14 protein-coding genes are annotated in these 15328 nt (G+C 66.0%); 8 read left to right on the forward strand and 6 right to left on the reverse strand.

Annotated elements, in window-relative coordinates:
- Nucleotide 1: 1 nt before the first annotated feature.
- Nucleotides 2-1255 carry a PepSY domain-containing protein gene (locus tag EGT29_RS24195; protein WP_161567950.1) on the forward strand — a complete coding sequence of 418 codons (1254 nt, stop codon included), beginning with the start codon at nt 2-4 and terminating at the stop codon, nt 1253-1255.
- On the opposite strand, the gene EGT29_RS24200 is transcribed toward EGT29_RS24195, so the two are convergent.
- Both EGT29_RS24200 and EGT29_RS24205 read right to left on the reverse strand, forming a co-directional pair.
- On the reverse strand, nt 1252-1776 hold the full coding sequence (locus tag EGT29_RS24200) for a hypothetical protein (protein WP_124691382.1): 525 nt from the start codon (nt 1774-1776) through the stop codon (nt 1252-1254). The two genes, EGT29_RS24195 and EGT29_RS24200, sit on opposite strands and share 4 nt — an antisense overlap.
- A 5-nt stretch (nt 1777-1781) precedes the next feature.
- Nucleotides 1782-3257 (reverse strand): thioredoxin family protein, encoded by a 1476-nt coding sequence (locus EGT29_RS24205; protein ID WP_124691383.1) that lies wholly within the window; start codon nt 3255-3257, stop codon nt 1782-1784.
- Nucleotides 3258-3372: 115 nt separating this feature from the next.
- Between EGT29_RS24205 and EGT29_RS24210 the strand changes: the two genes are divergently transcribed.
- Genes EGT29_RS24210 through trxB form a run of 3 tightly spaced genes read left to right on the forward strand, consistent with a single transcriptional unit; the run spans nt 3373 to nt 6085 of the window.
- The gene (locus tag EGT29_RS24210) at nt 3373-4071 is read left to right on the forward strand and encodes a GntR family transcriptional regulator (protein WP_124691384.1); all 699 of its coding nucleotides are present in this window, start codon (nt 3373-3375) and stop codon (nt 4069-4071) included.
- 13 nt (nt 4072-4084) lie between these two features.
- A complete protein-coding gene (locus EGT29_RS24215; RefSeq protein WP_124691385.1) occupies nt 4085-5065 on the forward strand; it encodes a tripartite tricarboxylate transporter substrate binding protein in 981 nt (326 codons plus the stop codon).
- 33 nt (nt 5066-5098) lie between these two features.
- Nucleotides 5099-6085, forward strand: coding sequence for a thioredoxin-disulfide reductase (gene trxB / locus EGT29_RS24220; RefSeq protein WP_124691386.1), 987 nt, complete (start codon nt 5099-5101; stop codon nt 6083-6085).
- A 1-nt stretch (nt 6086) separates the two neighbouring features.
- On the opposite strand, the gene EGT29_RS24225 is transcribed toward trxB, so the two are convergent.
- Nucleotides 6087-8030 carry an FAD-dependent monooxygenase gene (locus EGT29_RS24225; protein ID WP_161567951.1) on the reverse strand — a complete coding sequence of 648 codons (1944 nt, stop codon included), beginning with the start codon at nt 8028-8030 and terminating at the stop codon, nt 6087-6089.
- A gap of 136 nt (nt 8031-8166) precedes the next feature.
- Between EGT29_RS24225 and EGT29_RS24230 the strand changes: the two genes are divergently transcribed.
- The 4 genes from EGT29_RS24230 (at nt 8167) to EGT29_RS24245 (ending at nt 12161) form a co-directional block, all read left to right on the forward strand.
- Complete coding sequence (locus tag EGT29_RS24230; RefSeq protein WP_124691388.1) at nt 8167-8949, forward strand: IclR family transcriptional regulator; 783 nt, start codon at nt 8167-8169, stop codon at nt 8947-8949.
- A 281-nt stretch (nt 8950-9230) separates the two neighbouring features.
- The gene (locus tag EGT29_RS24235; protein ID WP_124691389.1) at nt 9231-10169 is read left to right on the forward strand and encodes an amidohydrolase family protein; all 939 of its coding nucleotides are present in this window, start codon (nt 9231-9233) and stop codon (nt 10167-10169) included.
- A 55-nt stretch (nt 10170-10224) separates the two neighbouring features.
- Nucleotides 10225-11208: a tripartite tricarboxylate transporter substrate binding protein gene (locus EGT29_RS24240; RefSeq protein ID WP_124691390.1), complete on the forward strand. Its 984-nt coding sequence runs from the start codon at nt 10225-10227 to the stop codon at nt 11206-11208.
- 2 nt (nt 11209-11210) lie between these two features.
- A complete protein-coding gene (locus EGT29_RS24245) occupies nt 11211-12161 on the forward strand; it encodes an amidohydrolase family protein (RefSeq protein WP_124691391.1) in 951 nt (316 codons plus the stop codon).
- 57 nt (nt 12162-12218) lie between these two features.
- On the opposite strand, the gene EGT29_RS24250 is transcribed toward EGT29_RS24245, so the two are convergent.
- The 3 genes from EGT29_RS24250 to EGT29_RS24260 are packed head-to-tail and all read right to left on the reverse strand — an operon-like array spanning nt 12219 to nt 15289.
- A complete protein-coding gene (locus tag EGT29_RS24250) occupies nt 12219-13205 on the reverse strand; it encodes a tripartite tricarboxylate transporter substrate binding protein (protein ID WP_124691392.1) in 987 nt (328 codons plus the stop codon).
- A gap of 54 nt (nt 13206-13259) precedes the next feature.
- Nucleotides 13260-14297: an SMP-30/gluconolactonase/LRE family protein gene (locus EGT29_RS24255; protein WP_124691393.1), complete on the reverse strand. Its 1038-nt coding sequence runs from the start codon at nt 14295-14297 to the stop codon at nt 13260-13262.
- A gap of 11 nt (nt 14298-14308) precedes the next feature.
- A complete protein-coding gene (locus EGT29_RS24260; protein ID WP_124691394.1) occupies nt 14309-15289 on the reverse strand; it encodes a tripartite tricarboxylate transporter substrate binding protein in 981 nt (326 codons plus the stop codon).
- Nucleotides 15290-15328 lie beyond the last annotated feature (39 nt).

Here is a 15328-nt window from a genome sequence, read left to right on the forward strand (position 1 = left end):
CGTGCGTCTACGGCCGGTGATCGGGCGGCTGCACCGCTGGATCGGACTGGCGACCGCGGGCTTCCTGCTGGTCGCGGGCCTGACCGGTGCGCTGTTGGCCTGGTACGACGAACTGGATGCCTTGCTCGCACCGAGCTTGCTGACGGCGCCCCCGTCTCCTGGCGCCGCGCAGCCGCTGGATGCCCTGGCCTTGCGTGCGCGGGTGGTGCAGGCCTACCCGCAGCGGCAGGTCAACCATGTACCGCTAAGCCAGCCTCCAGGCCGATCGGCGGTGTTCTTTGTCGCGCCCGCTCCCGGCGACACCGGCAAGCCGGCCTCGCCGGTGGCGCAGGTGCTGGTCCAGCCCTATACCGGGCAGGTACTGGGCGATCGTGTGCTCGGGCAAGCCGCACTTGGGGCCCGGTACGTCATGCCCTTCATCTATCGCCTGCATCATTCGCTGGCGCTGGACCTGGCTGGCACGCTGATGCTGGGCGCCGCGGCGCTGCTCTGGACGGTGGACTGCTTCATCGGCCTGTGGCTGACCCTGCCCGCCGCCGTGGCCTCGCAGCGGCGGACCGGCGGCACGGCCGGCAAGTCCTGGCTGCGGCGATGGATGCCTTCCTGGTGGGTACGCTGGCATGGCGGCAGCTACAAGCTCACGTTCGACCTGCATCGGTCGGGCGGCCTCTGGATCTGGGCCATGCTCTTCGTTCTCGCGTGGAGCAGCGTGGCGTTCAACCTGGCACCGGCGTACGACACGGTCATGGCACGCGCCGGCCTGTCGTTCCAGGCCACCACGCGCTCATTGCCGATGCGGGCCGTGCCGCAGGATCAGCCCGGCCTGAGCTGGCACCAGGCACTGGAGACCGGCCGGCTGCTGATGGAACAGCAGGCCTCGTCAGGGGGATTCTCCGTGCTGCGCGAAGATCTGCTGTACTACGACCCGCGGCGCGCGCTGTTCAGCTACTACGTGCGCAGCAGCCTGGACGTGCGCGAGCGCGTGGGCCGCACCCTCGTCGCCTTCGATGGCAACACGGGCGAGCTGCGCCTGGCCTGGCTTCCCACCGGCGCCGCCGGCGGCGACACGATCACCAGTTGGCTGGCCGGCCTGCACATGGCCGCGAGATGGGGCTGGCCGCTTCAGGCGCTCGTTTCGGTGGCGGGGCTGGTGGTCGCCATGCTGAGCGTGACGGGCGTCCTGGTCTGGCGGCGCAAGCGGATATCGCGCAGGCGGGCAAAGTCAGCTTCCGCGCCCGCCAGCATGCGGCTTTAGGCACTAGCGGTCAGGCTGGCAAGAATGCTTTCGAACGATTCTTCCGCCAGGCCGTGCAGTTCCGCGGTCGTGCGGTTCTGCATGGGATGCGGCACATAAAGCGACGCCCCTTCGAAGCCGATTGCCGCGCATTGCTTGGCAAAGGCATCGCGGAACTCGGTCGTCAGCACGCTTACCCCCGGCAGCCCCCGCTGATCCAGGTCGTTCAGGTCATGCGTGCTGCACGAGGTGCAGGAGCCGCAATCGGACAGCGCGATGACCACGAGGTCGCAGTTCTGGGCGATATCCTGAATCATCGGCACCGGCGCGGTGCGGGTATTGGTCGGCTTCTTGTAGCGGTGGGTGGCCACGCCCACGCTGGCAAAAAGCTGCTCCAGCCGGTCGATGAATTCGTCGCCGCGCATCTTGCCGATATCCATCAAGGCGACGGTCTTGCCTTCCAGCGACGCGGGCGGGGCCTTGCGAGGCCGCAGCAGGGACGCCAATTCGGGGGTAGGGTCCCGCAGAACGCTTTCGTACATGGCATTTACTCCTTGATTTCACGGGTGACGGGTTGCGACTCGTCGCGGAAACGGCCGCCGGTCCACCCGCAGAGAATGGCGGAGAACAGGCCCGCCTGGCCCCCGGCCCGGACAATGAGCAGGCCGTCGTCCCAGAACTTCGGTACGCCGCCTTCGTCCTTGCGGCTCGGATGGATGCCTTCGCCGATGCCGTGGGCGCCCTGCACCAGGTCTTCGGCGGGACGCACGCAGGCGGCGTGCAGTTCGGCCGTGATGCGCTGGCGGTCCCAGCCGGCCTTCCTGTAGATCTCGTAGTGCTCGGCCGACAGCACCAGCATGGCGTTGGTGAACTGGGCCAGTTTCGGATGGCCGACGGCCACCAGCGCGGACGCGAACGAACGGGTCAGTTCCTCCGGCGTGCGCGAACGCTGGTCGATGAAGCCCTGGATGCCGTCGCCCTGGAACAGGGTCACGGCGCTCTTGCCCGGCGCGATGCCGCGCGCGACGGACAGCGGTTCCCAGCTGGGATCGGTCTCGTCTTCCGCGAAGCAGAACGTGTACTTGCCCGGGCCACCCAGCGTGGAGCGGTCCAGCTCGCCGGGAATCCCGCCGCCGACGTTGCGGATGATCAGTTGCAGGGCCCGGCCGATGGTGGCGTTGGCGCGATTGCCCTGGCCCAGGGCATTGATGCCCCAGTTCATACCGATGCGCTTGGCGATCGGGCCGTTGACCACCACGATGGGGCCGGAGAAGCACGTGGTGCACAGCAGGCCGTGCATGGTGAAGACGGGCTCCAGCGCGGTCTCCAGCGCGGCCAGGAGCACGGGCATGTACTCGGGCTTGCAGCCGGCCAGGACCGCGTTGATGGCGACTTTTTCAACGCTGCAGGGCGCGAGGTTGGGCGGCACCAGCCCCACGATTTCATCCGGCCGGCGCGAGGTCCCGGACAACATGCGCAGGATGCGTGCGTCGGTCGGCGGCACCACGGGCAAGCCATCGCTCCAGCCCCGGTCGTAGCAGCGCTCGACCGGATCGTCCCAGTGGTCCACCTCGATGCGGCGCGCCTGCAGCCCGGGATCGCCGAAGGCTTCGACCAGATGCTCGTACACGCCCGGCTCGCGGCTCTTGGAGCCGCACCCCGGTTGCCACGCGGGAAGGCTTCCCCCCAGGTCCGGCTGGCCCGTCAGCGCCTGCCACGCATCGCGCTGCCAGCCGAATTCGCGTCCGACCTCCCTGCCGCCTTCGACCTTGATCAGGGTCGGCACGGTTTCCACGTCGTACCGGAACGAGGACTCCAGGCGGGTGTCGTCGATGGGCGCAAGCCCTTCGTAGAACGCCGGATCGTCCTGTACGAAGACCTTCAGGTTGAACCCTGCGGAGAGGAGCTGCTGATATACCGGGCGCAACATGGCGCAGGTCTCGCAGGCCTCCTTGACGAAAAGAACGTAGCCGTCCTCCACGGCCTCGTGTGCAAAATGCTTGGCTTCTGATATGTCAGACATGGCGACTCCTCGGATGGCACCTGCTCAGTACCTGTTGTTTCGCAAAATCACGTATTGACGGCTTCCAACTGATATACTAGATTCACATCCACCAGACGTCAACAAGCACCGCCCCATGACCATATCCGACACGACTTCCACCGCCACTCCGCCGGCCTCTCAACAGGGAAAATTGGCGGATTTGATACGCGCCCGCATCGTCAGCGGCGAACTCGGGCTGGGGCAGATGCTGTCCGACAAGGAACTGGCACTGGAATATCAGATAAGCCGTACGCCCGTGCGCGAGGCGCTTCTGGAGTTGCGGTCCGCGGGCCTGGTCGTGAGCTATCCGCAACGCGGCACCTATGTGTTCGATCCCTCGCCGAAAGACATCGCCGAGATCTGCCAGATGCGCGGGCTGCTCGAAGCCGGCGCCCTGCGTGTCGCGGCGGCTGCCGGCCTGACGTCCCTGGTGATGGAACTGAACAAGGCTGTCGCGCACATGGCGTTCGCCATCGAAGCGGGCGACTTCCGCATGATCGAGACCTTCGACACCCAGTTCCACGAAACGATGGTGGCGATGTGCGGCAACTCCCGGCTGGTCGCGGCCTATCGGCAAATCTCCGACCAGGTGCGCGTGCTGCGCCATCGCCTGCCCGCCCGCCGCCAGCGGGTCCATGACGCACTTGCCCAACATCGGCGCATCGTCGACCTGCTGACGGCCGAACGGATCGACGATGCCGTCGAAGAAGTGCACCGCCACGTCGAGCGAGTGCACGACCTGCTGGACCACCCTGAACTGGCTTCAGGAGCGGAATCCCCCAGCCAACCTTGAAGAGGTCGCCACCATGTCGCCGTTCCGCCGCAGCTTCATTCCGCTTCTTGCCGTTGCAGGCCTGTCCGCAGGCACCGCATCGGCGCAGGACACCTATCCGTCGCGCCCCGTACGAATCGTCGTGACGCTATCCGCCGGAAGCCAGGTCGACATTCTGGCCCGCCTGGTCGGCGAGAAGCTGGGCCAGAGCCTGGGGCAGCCGGTGATCGTGGAAAATCGGCCGGGCGCCGGCGGCACGCTGGCGGCAGCGTTCGTGGCCGCCGCCGCGCCCGACGGCTATACGCTGCTGATGACGGCCAATGGGCACGCCATCAACCCGGCCCTGTATGACAAGCTGCGCTTCGACACCGCCAAGGATTTCCGGGGCGTCAGCCTGGTCGCGGTCGTGCCCAGCGTGCTGGTCACCTCCCCAGGCGTGCCGGCCACGAACGTGTCGGAACTGATTGCGCTGCTCAAGGCCAATCCGGGCAAATACAACTACGCCTCGCCCGGCGTAGGCAGTGCCGGCCACATGGCCACCGAACTCTTCAATCTCGATGCCAAGGTCGAAGCGACCCACGTCCCCTACAAGGGCACGCCCGAAGCCTTGACCGATCTCATGGGCGGCAACGTCCAGTACTTTTTCGCTCCGCTGGGCGCCACCCTGCCGCTGGTCAACACGGGCAAGGTCAAGGCCCTGGCGGTCAGCACCGCGGCACGTTCGCCCGCGCTTCCCAACACGCCCACCGTCGCGGAATCGGGATTGCCCGGATTTCAGTACGACTTCTGGTATGGCCTGGTCGCGCCCGCGGCAACCCCGAAACCGGTCATCGAACGCCTCGCCTCCGATATCCAGAAAGCCCTGCAGTCGCAGGACGTGAAGGAGAAGCTTGCCGCCCAGGGCGCAGCGCCCTCCTCTCTGACGGATACGAAATTCGACCAGTTCCTCCATTCCGAAATCAGGAAATCCGCGGAACTCGTCCGGATCTCGGGCGCCGCCAACGCCCTGAAGTGACCCGGGAAGCCCCCTCACCAACCGAGACACGCCATGGAAAAAAGACATGCCCCCGTCATCATCCTGGGGGCTGGCCCCGCCGGCTACACGGCAGCCGTCTACGCGGCCCGCGCGAACCTTCGGCCGATGGTCATTACCGGCATGTCCCCCGGCGGCCAGTTAATGACCACCACGGACGTGGACAATTGGCCGGCCGACCACGCCGGCGTGCAGGGGCCGGAACTGATGCAGCGCTTCCTGACGCACGCCGAACGCTTCGGAACCACCATGGCCTACGACCATATCCATGGCGTCGAACTGGGAAGCCGCCCCTTCACCCTGCACGGCGACAACGGCGCCTACACCTGCGACGCGCTGATCCTTGCAACCGGCGCATCGGCGAAATACCTCGGCTTGCCCTCCGAGCAGGCGTTTGCCGGCCGCGGCGTATCGGCTTGCGCAACCTGCGATGGATTCTTCTACAAGGGCGAGGATGTGTGCGTGGTGGGCGGAGGCAATGCCGCCGTGGAAGAGGCCCTCTACCTGTCCGGCATCGCCCGCACGGTAACGCTCATCCATCGCCGGGACAAATTCAGGGCCGAGCCCATCCTGGTCGACAAGCTGCTTGAGAAAGCGGCGAGCGGAAAGATCCGCCTTCAGCTCTTCCAGACCGTCGACGAAATCCTGGGAGACGAGAGCGGCGTGACGGGCGTGCGCATCAAAAGCACCGTCAATGGCAAGATACAGGAACTGGCCTTGAAAGGCTGCTTCATCGCCATCGGCCACCATCCCAACACCGACATCGTTCGCGGCCAGCTCGAAACCCGCAACGGCTATGTCGTGACCGGCACATCCCGGCATGGGTTCGCCACCATGACGAGCATCGCCGGCGTATTCGCGGCCGGCGACGTCCAGGATGACATCTACCGCCAAGCCATCACCAGCGCGGGAAGCGGCTGCATGGCCGCGCTCGACGCGCAGCGCTTCCTGGAATTGGAAGGGCCCGGTGGCGTGAGTGAGCCGGCCACGATGGCGGCGTGAATCAGTGTGACGCGCCCGGCGCAGGCCGCGCGCGCTGGCGCGCATCCTGTGCGGTCTCGACCGCCTGCACCGCCCGCTCGAAGACCGCGGCGTCGCCCAAGTCCGCGCCTAGCCGCAGCGCCAGGGCCGCAAGTGTTTCCAGCTTGTTCGACGCACGGTCCAGCAGCTCGCCCAAGCTGTTGTACACCCGCTCGGCCGCGCTGAGCGCAGGCTGCGGCAATGTCGACTCCTGGTTCGGTATCTTGGCCAGGACGAGGCGATTCACCGCCTCTCGCACGCTGCGAAGGTCCGGCCGTTTCCAACGCGCCGCGATGTTGTGGTCCGGCCGGACCAGATACAGGGTGCCGGGATCGGCCGCCATCCGGTCACGCAATGTTCCGTCAGGGTGAACCCCTTCGCCGCCCGCAGGCGGCGCGTGCTGCGTGACGACGATGACGTCCAGGCCGAGTCGTTGCAGCGCTGCCTCGGTCAGACCAGTGCCGGCCGCATCCCGAAACCATATCGCGCACGGACGGGTCGAGATCGCCGCCAGCAGATGGCCTTGCGGCAGCGTGGGCAACTGCAGATCGGGAAGCACTTCGCCCGGAGCGGGTCCGCCCTTCCATTCGTCGCAATCCGGCGTGGACAGGGGAGACTGCCGCAGCGGCACGCAGGCGGCCTGCCGCGGATTGAGCAGGTCCTGCAGGGGCGTATCGCCAAGCGCCAGTACAAGGGCCGCGTCCCGAGCCTGCCGCATGCCCGCCGAAGGCGGCGTCATGAAGGCAGCGTTGCGGTTCGCCGCCGCCGCATTCTCTTCGAAGACCGCAAGCCGCTCCTGCGAATACACGTCCAGCAACGCCTCCGGGGCCGTGGCCTGCACCACCTGCGCCAGTTTGACACCGAGATTCCACGCGTCCTCGACGCCCGAATTCAGGCCGCGGATGCCGAAGATGGGCATGAGATGGGCCGCGTCGCCGGCAAACAGCACGCGGCCGTGACGGAAGCTGCGCAGCGAACGGCTGTGAACGCGATAGTGACTCACATCCTCGAGACGCCATGCGGCGTTCTCTCCGATGTAGTCCAGGTGTTCCTGGATGCGTCGTCGCACACGTGCGGGCTCGACGGCACCCTTCGGATCTTCTCCCGCGCCCAGTTGATAGTCCAGGCGCCAGACTCCACCCGGCTGGCCATGCATCAACACGCTCAGCCCCGGATTGGAAGGGGGGTCGAACCAGCAGCGCCGCTCGGTCGGGGCATCGGTATCCATCTCGATATCGGCGATGACGTAATCCGCTTCGTAGGAGGTCCCCTCCAGCTTGAGCCCCATGGCCGCTCGCACGGCGCTGCGTGCCCCATCGCAAGCGGCGACATGGCTCGCCTGCAACGCGTAGCTACCCTGCGGCGTCTCGACCTCGAGCCGAACCGTGTCGCCTTCCTGGTGCAGACCCGTGAAGCGGCTCTGCCAGCGCAGATCGATCAGTGGCGACATCGCTGCCCTGGACACCAGGAAGTGCTCGGAGTAGCACTGTTGCAGGTTGAGCATCGGACGATGCCGTATCGCGGGGTCGTCGGGCATCTCGAACTGCAGGATGGTCCGCCCGGCGAAGAAGCTGCGCCCGCCGTTCCACTGCTTGCCGGACGCCACCACCGGCTCAGCCGCCCCCAAGGCGTCCCAGATTTCCAGCGTCCGCCGTGACAGGCCCAGGGCGCGGCTGCCGCCGCAGACGCGATCGTCGTTCTCGAGCACCACGGATCGCACGCCCGCACGCGCCAGCGTCAGCGCCAGCGTGAGTCCGACGGGCCCGGCACCGACGATCCCGACGGGGTGTGGATGCGGTGCCCCCCGGCCGCCGAGTTCCGGCGGAGGGGTGAAAGGATGGGTTGCCAACAGGTCGGCTCCGAGCGGCGGGATCCGATGCAGGTCGCTATCCCCTGTGGCGGGGGCGGCATGGGTAGGCTGCGTCATGGGTAGACTTACTGCCATTAAGTATCAAAAATAGATACTATCATTGTAAATTTAAAACAAAAAGACTTTTAGTATCAAATTTCAATACTTAACCCTTAGTCCGACTGAGCCCATGAGCCTCAAGTAAACTGCGGCCATGTCCCAGTTCCAGAAAGTCTTCGACGTGCTCGACCTCTTCACCGAGGAGCGAACCACATTGAGTGCCGAGGAGGTCAGCGATCTGCTGGCGGTTTCTCGACCCACCGCCTTTCGTTACCTGAGATGGCTTACCGAAACGGGCCTGGTATCGCGGTTGTCGGGCCGTTACGCGATCGGTGCCCGGATCATGGAACTGGACTACCGCAGCCGGCGATCGGACCCGCTGCTGCTTGCCGCACGTGATGTCATGGCCCGGCTGACCGAAGAAACCCAATGCTCGGCCATGCTGTCGGGCGTCTTCGGCGACAAGGTGGTGAACATCCATCAGGACGAACATCGCGCGCACGTCTCCGCCAGCTTCGGCAGAGGCCGCGCGCTGCCGCCGTTTCGCGGCGCCGCGTCCAAGGTCGTTCTCGCGCACCTGGGGTCGGCCAGATTGAAGCGGCTCTTCGACGACCACGGGAACGAGCCGGACGTGCAGGCGCTGGGGCAGGACTGGCCCGAATTCAGCAAATACTTCCGAACCATCCGCCAGCGCGGCTTCTATGTCTCGAAAGGCGAGGTCGACAGCGACGTAGCCGGCGTGGCGGCCCCCCTCTTCAACGCCGAGGGCGGGGTGGCGGGCGCCTTGACTCTTCTCCTGCAACTCCCGCACGGCGAATTCCTGGACACGGACCGGCTCGGCAACCTGGTGATGGAGCGTGCGCGCGAGATCTCCGGCCGCCTCGCCCAGTCGCCGAGGACAGCGGACGAGGCCGCCGCGGTAGAGACACCGGCGTAACGGCGGTTCGCCCGGCCCCGGCCGAGCCGCGACATCTTTCCAGATCAGGTGCCCTGCACGCAGACCGTCCCGTCCTGCGGGACCCGGCTCGTCCTGCGCTCTCGTCCAGAGACCCCGTAGCCCATGCGTCTGCTCACCGCATCGGCCCCGACCAAATCAATGAAATATCAAATTTAGATATTTTTTCTTGAAAAATCAAAATTATTGATGCAATAATCTCATAATTAGAAACTCAAAAGATGCCTAGTTGAACCGACTCGGCTCCAGGCATAGACCTCAACATGATCGACGTCCATCAGCACATCCTCCCTGCCCGGTACGTCCAGGAAGTTGGAGAGGCCTACATCACCGCGCAAGGTTCATCGACGCGCTTGCCGCCCTGGAGCGTGGAAGGCGCCCTCCAGGGCATGGATGCGGCGGGCATCCGCACGGCCATCAACTCCATCTCGGCGCCCGGCTTCGCTCCGCTGGCCGCAGCACCGGCCGCCGCGCTGGCACGCTGGTGCAACGAGCTGGCCGCGCAGATCGGCGCCGACCACCCGGGGCGGTTCGGCTTCTTCGCCGCGCTGCCGTTGCCGGATATCGACGCCAGCCTGCGCGAGGTGGAGCATGGCTTCGACCGCCTGGGCGCGGATGGCGTGTGCGTGCTGACCCATCACGGCGGGCACTACCTCGGATCCGCCCTCTACGATCCCCTGTACGAGGAACTGGATCGACGCGGCGCGGTGGTGTTCGTCCATCCCACGGCGCCGGCCAGCATGCAGCTGGTCGCCGGCCTGTCGCCGTCGACGCTCGAATTTCCGTTCGACACCACCCGCGCGGTGGCCGACATCGTGCTTGCCGGCGTCTTGACCCGCTATCCCCGCATCCGCTGGATCTTCTCGCACGCGGGGGGCGCCATTCCCTACCTGGCGGGGCGGGTCGAGCTGCTCACCACCAACAAGCCCGCCTTGCGGGAGCGAATCCCGCAAGGGTTCTCGGCGGAGCTGCGCAAACTGTATTTCGATTGCGCCTTGTCCTTGTCGCCGACCACGCTCGATGCGCTCGTCGCCGAGGTCGGGATGGACCGTCTGCTGTTCGGCAGCGACTACCCATTCGGCCCCAAGGACCAGATGACCACCGCGGCGCGCGGCATTGCCGCACTGCCTTGGTCCGAGGACCGCAAACAGCAACTGCGCTCGGGAAACGCAGCGCAGCTGTTTCCGCGCTGGCGCGCTTGACGCGTCCGGCCTGTCCGGCCCGCCGATCACCTCTAAAAAAACCCCGGAGACATGGATGACACCGATCTTCAAGATGGCCATGGGCGCGTGTTCCGCGCTGGCCGCATTAGCGGCCGTGGCACAGCCCGCGCCGAACGATGCCTACGCGACCCAGCCCGTGAAGCTGGTGGTGACCGGCCCTCCGGGATCGGTGCCCGATCTCCTGGGGCGCACCATCGCGCAGAGCCTGGAAGAAGTCCGCGGTGGCACGGCGGTGATCGTCGAATCCCGGCCCGGTGCCAATGGCGTGGTCGGGGCAAGCCAGGTCGTGCGTGCGCCGGCCGACGGGACTACGCTCCTGCTGGCGTCCGACTCCCTGCTGACCATGCTGCCCTACGTCAACGACAAGCTGCCGTTCCGGCCGATGGCCGACCTCAAGCCGATCGCCCAGGCGGTCGATGCAGCTGTCGTTCTTGTCGTGCCGCCTCAACTGGGTGTGCGCACCCTCAAGGATTTCGTCGCGAAGGCCAAGGCGGCTCCGGATGGGTTGACTTATGCGTCGCAAGGACCTGCATCGGTGCACAACCGGTCGATGCTCCGGCTGCAGCAGATGGCGGGCATCCGACTCCTGCACGTACCTTACGGCAACAAGTCGCCGCTGGTGGACCTGGCGGGTAACCAGGTGAACGCGATGTGGTCCGGCATTTCCGGAGCCTATCCGCTCATCCGGCAAGGCAAGCTGATTCCATTGGCTGTCAGCACCAGCACGCGCGCCAGCATTCTGCCCGACGTCCCGACCGCGGCCGAACTCGGCTATCCGGGGTTCGACCTGAAAAACTGGTTCGGCATCGTCGCGCCGGCCGCCATTCCGCCCGCGGTGGCGCGCCGCGTCGAGTCCGATCTGCTGAAGGCGATGGACAAGCCTGCCGTTCGCGAACGTATCTCCGAGCAAGGCATGGAGGTGCGCGTCGGGACCGCGGATGCGATGGCGAAATTGATCCGTGCGGAATCCGAGAGCAACAAGGCGCTCGTGGCCAGTGGGGTCATTCCCAAGGAGTAATCATGAGCGCACTTGAGCAGAAGGACACGACCGCGTCCGGCAAGATCGACGTGCACCATCATTTCAACGCGTCGGGCGGGCGCGGCCAGCCTGACTGGACACCCGAGAAGGCGATCGGCGAGATGGACGCGGCGGGCGTGGCAATGGCGATGGGGTGGCCCGGGCCGGTCGCCGCCGAGACGGTGCAGGCGGCGCGCGATCGCGCCCGCATGCTCAACGAGTTCGGCGCGAAGATCGTCCAGGGACGGCACAAGCGTTTCGGCCTGTTCGCATCGCCGCCCCCGCTGACGGATGTGGACGGCGCGCTGCGCGAGATCGAATACTCACTCGACGTGTTGAAAGCGAACGGCATCGGCCTGATCACCCATTACGCGCGCTCGTGGTTGGGAGACGCCGCCTTCGAACCTGTCTGGAACGAGCTGGATCGCCGCGAGGCCGTGGTGTTCGTGCATCCGCAAGGATGGGCGGGCGCCTGCGACTGCGGCATCCTCGACTACCAGGCGCCGCACCTGAGCGATGCCTGGCTGGAATATCCCTTCGACACGGCCCGGACGATCCTGCACCTGATGGTGACCGGAACACTACGCAAGCACCCGCGCATCAAGTTCGTGTTCTGCCACGGTGGAGGCGCCTTCACTCCGTTGATCGCGCGCCTGGAAGGCTTCTCGGGCTGGGTCAAGGTGGGACCGGAGCGCATGGCCGAACTGTTTCCCGAAGGCATCACCGCCGAGTTCCGCCGCTTGTATTTCGAGTGCGCGCAGGCCTATTCGCCGGAACAGATGGCGCTGCTCATGAGTCGGGTTCCCGTCAGCCAGATCCTGTTCGGCAGCGACTACGATCGGTTCCCGTTGCGGCATGCGGCAGAGCAGATGGACAGGCTCGCATTGCCGCCGGAGGACCGCACGGCGATCGAAAGCGGGAACGCCAGGCGGCTGCTGCGGCTTGGGGCGTGATGTCTTGCTCCAGGCTTCAGCGTGTAGACCGCCCTACCGACGCCGGCACCCTCGTCATCATTCGGGCCGGATCCCCCGCGTCCGGATCAGGCTTCCCCAGCGGGAACGCTCTCCCTCCAGGAACCGCGCGAAATCCGCCGCCGAACCAGGATGCAGTTCGGCGCCCATCTCGGCGAACTTGGCGATCACCTGCGGCGCGCTGAAGATCCGGTTGGCCTCGGCATTCAGGCGTTCGACGATGGCCGCCGGAGTGCCCGACGGCACATACAAGCCAAAGAAGTTGTAGACATTCATCTCGGGCATCCCAAGCTCCAGGAACGTCGGCACGTCCGGCAACTGGGGCAGCCGCTGACTGCCTGTGTACGCGAGCGCGCGGATCTTACCCGCCCGGACCTGGGGGAGCGCCGTCACGCTGTTGTCGAACATCAGCGGAACCTGGCCGCCGATCAAGTGCGGCATGGCCGGCGCCGTACCGCGATAGGGAACGTGCAGCAAGTCCACGCGCTGACTGGACTCGAGTGCTTCGAGCGCCATGTGGCTGATGCTGCCCGAACCGAAGCTGGCCACCGCGAGACTCGCCGGACGCTCTCGCGCTGCGGTAAGCAGATCCGCCAGCTTGGCGTTTCGCATTTGTTCGTCGGCGTTCGTCGCGACCAGCAACAGCCCGTTGCGCTCGATCATGGAGACCGGCGTCAGGTCTTTGCGTGGATCAAAGCGCAGCTTCGGGTACAGGGCATCCGCCAGCGCGACGATGCCGCCACCGACGAGCAGCGTGTTGCCGTCCGGTTTGGCAAGCGCCACATACTCGGTGCCGACCAGGCCGAACGCGCCAGACTTGTTCTCGACGATCACTGGCACCTTCAGCGACTGCCCCAACTCGTTGGCCAGCGTACGCCCGATCACATCGGTCAACCCGCCGGGCGCGAAGGGCACGATAACGCGGATGGTGCCTTGGGGCCAGGCCTGCTCGGCTCGGCTGGCACCTGGGATCAACGCGCCGACGGCCGTAAGGAATGCAAGAAAAAACTGAGAAAGACGTGGCATCGGATTTCTCCAAAAAAAGATCGGGGCGCGCACGGCCTACTTCGCTTACCAGACCTACCGCAGGTCGGGAGCGGGACCCGACGCGAAGCGCCGGCTCCAGTGCAGCGGCACCATTCCAGGCACGGGACTGTCGAAGCGCAGGACGCGCTCGCCCAGCAGAGAGCCGAGGTAGACAGTCTTGCGATCGGGTCCTGCGAAACACAGGCTGGACACATTTCCGAGCGCGCTCTCGCCACAGGTCCAGATGCTGTCGCGCTGCAAGCGCCGCTCCTGCAAATCGCGCACGTAGCGCCGCACGTGAGCGTCGTCCGTGTCGGCAAGTACGAGTTGGCATTCACCATCGGGACGCACGACATAGACCTTGTTGCTGACGATGCATGTGACCCAAACGCCGCCGAACGCATCGAAGCACACGCCATCGGGCTGGTCGCCAGGGGCAAAGCTGCATACCGTCTCGCGATCGGCAAGCTCCGGACCGGGCAGCAGGCGAAACCGCGTCAGGCGCCGTGCGTGGGTTTCGTTGATGTATACGAACTGCCCGTCCGGCGAGAACGCCAACTCGTTCGCGTAGCCCAGGCGGTCAGCCACGATCCGGGTGCCTCTGGCATCATGCACCGCGATATAGCCGTCCGCGACGTCCGGGTACCAGGCCTGCATGCGCGGAATCAGGCGGGTGCTGACCGTGAACCACACGGTGCCGGAGGCATCCTCCAGCACGAAATTGGTCGGCGGCAGCGGCCGGCCTTCCAACTGCGTAACGATGGGCACGGCCGGCCCGCGGACGCCCAGTTCGTAGACACCGCCATCCGTGTCGCCCAGGTGGGCGACCAGCACCCTGCCGTTGCCGCGCAGCGCAATCCCGTTGGCATGCAGCGCGCCGCCGGTCGACGTAACACCGCGAACCAGTTGGGCGCGGCCGTCCGGCCCGATCACCGTGAAGCCCCCGCGCCGGTCCGACATCAGGAACGTACCCTCCTGGTTCGACAGGATGCACTCGGGACTCTTGAGACCGTCAAAGGCCGGCCTCAGCTCAGTCACCTGGATCCGGAAGTCGCGCGACAACGGATAGGGAGGCGCGGGTTTCGTGCGCATCACACCGGCCCTCACGGTTCGAGCTTGAGCTGGCGTTCGGCGACGATCTTGCGACGCACCGCGAGCTCACGTTCGATCAGTGTTGCGAACGCGGACGAGGCACCACCGACGGGCTGGATACCGGCCTTCTCGAAGCGCTGCCGCACGGCGGGGTCCTCCAGCGCGCGCGCCGCAGCGGCATGAAGCTTGTCGCGGATCACATGCGGCAGACGCGGCGGTGCCACCAGCCCCATCCACGCCGTGTTGTCCATCTCCGGCATGCCAACCTCGGTGAACGTCGGCACCTGCGGCAGGCTGGGGCTGCGCTGAGGGCTCATGACGGCAATGCCGCGCAAGGCGCCCGACTGGATGTGCGGCAGCATGGACGGCAGGTTGTCGAACATCATGTCGACTTGGCCGGCAAGCAGGTCCGCGATTGCAGGTCCGGCGCCCTTGTAGGGGACATGGACCAGTTCGGTGCGGGTAAGCGCCTTGAACAGCTCACCGTCCAGATGGCCCACGCCACCCATGCCTGCGGAGGCAAAGGTACAAGGCACCGGACAGCGCTTGACTTGCGCGACCAGCTCGTCAAAGGTGTTCACCGGCAGCCGTGTCGCATTGACCGCGAGCACCACGGGCACCGTGGCCAGCGTGATGATCGGCGTGAACCCGGTGACCGGGTCATAGGGATTCTTGGGATTGATGGCCGGGTTGGTCGCCATCGTGGAGACGGTGGCCAAGCCCAGCACGTTACCGTCCGGTGGCGCCTTGGAGACGAAGTTGGCGCCGACCGCACCGCCCGCGCCTGGGCGGTTCTCGACGATGACCGGCTGGCCTAGTTCCCTGGCAAGCGCGTCGGAAACGGCGCGGGCCACGATGTCGGTGGCGCCTCCGGCGGCGAACGGAACGATGATGCGAACGGGTCGGTCACCGAGTGATTGGGCATGTGCAGCAAGAGACGCGAGCAAGCCGAGGGCGGCTGCGGCCGCGCGCAGGAATCTGGCGGGGTGCATGGGAACTCCTGAAGAACGTTGAAAGACGTGGAAAAGCGT

The organism is Pigmentiphaga sp. H8 (genome assembly GCF_003854895.1).
Lineage (GTDB): Bacteria > Pseudomonadota > Gammaproteobacteria > Burkholderiales > Burkholderiaceae_B > Pigmentiphaga.

Bases quoted from the DNA above. Each gene is read 5' to 3' on its own strand.
- EGT29_RS24200 (WP_124691382.1), bottom strand. From the start codon at position 1,776: ATGTACGAAAGCGTTCTGCGGGACCCTACCCCCGAATTGGCGTCCCTG.
- EGT29_RS24205 (WP_124691383.1), bottom strand. From the start codon at position 3,257: ATGTCTGACATATCAGAAGCCAAGCATTTTGCACACGAGGCCGTGGAG.
- EGT29_RS24210 (WP_124691384.1), top strand. From the start codon at position 3,373: ATGACCATATCCGACACGACTTCCACCGCCACTCCGCCGGCCTCTCAA.
- EGT29_RS24215 (WP_124691385.1), top strand. From the start codon at position 4,085: ATGTCGCCGTTCCGCCGCAGCTTCATTCCGCTTCTTGCCGTTGCAGGC.
- trxB (WP_124691386.1), top strand. From the start codon at position 5,099: ATGGAAAAAAGACATGCCCCCGTCATCATCCTGGGGGCTGGCCCCGCC.
- EGT29_RS24225 (WP_161567951.1), bottom strand. From the start codon at position 8,030: ATGACGCAGCCTACCCATGCCGCCCCCGCCACAGGGGATAGCGACCTG.
- EGT29_RS24230 (WP_124691388.1), top strand. From the start codon at position 8,167: ATGTCCCAGTTCCAGAAAGTCTTCGACGTGCTCGACCTCTTCACCGAG.
- EGT29_RS24235 (WP_124691389.1), top strand. From the start codon at position 9,231: ATGATCGACGTCCATCAGCACATCCTCCCTGCCCGGTACGTCCAGGAA.
- EGT29_RS24240 (WP_124691390.1), top strand. From the start codon at position 10,225: ATGACACCGATCTTCAAGATGGCCATGGGCGCGTGTTCCGCGCTGGCC.
- EGT29_RS24245 (WP_124691391.1), top strand. From the start codon at position 11,211: ATGAGCGCACTTGAGCAGAAGGACACGACCGCGTCCGGCAAGATCGAC.
- EGT29_RS24250 (WP_124691392.1), bottom strand. From the start codon at position 13,205: ATGCCACGTCTTTCTCAGTTTTTTCTTGCATTCCTTACGGCCGTCGGC.
- EGT29_RS24255 (WP_124691393.1), bottom strand. From the start codon at position 14,297: ATGCGCACGAAACCCGCGCCTCCCTATCCGTTGTCGCGCGACTTCCGG.
- EGT29_RS24260 (WP_124691394.1), bottom strand. From the start codon at position 15,289: ATGCACCCCGCCAGATTCCTGCGCGCGGCCGCAGCCGCCCTCGGCTTG.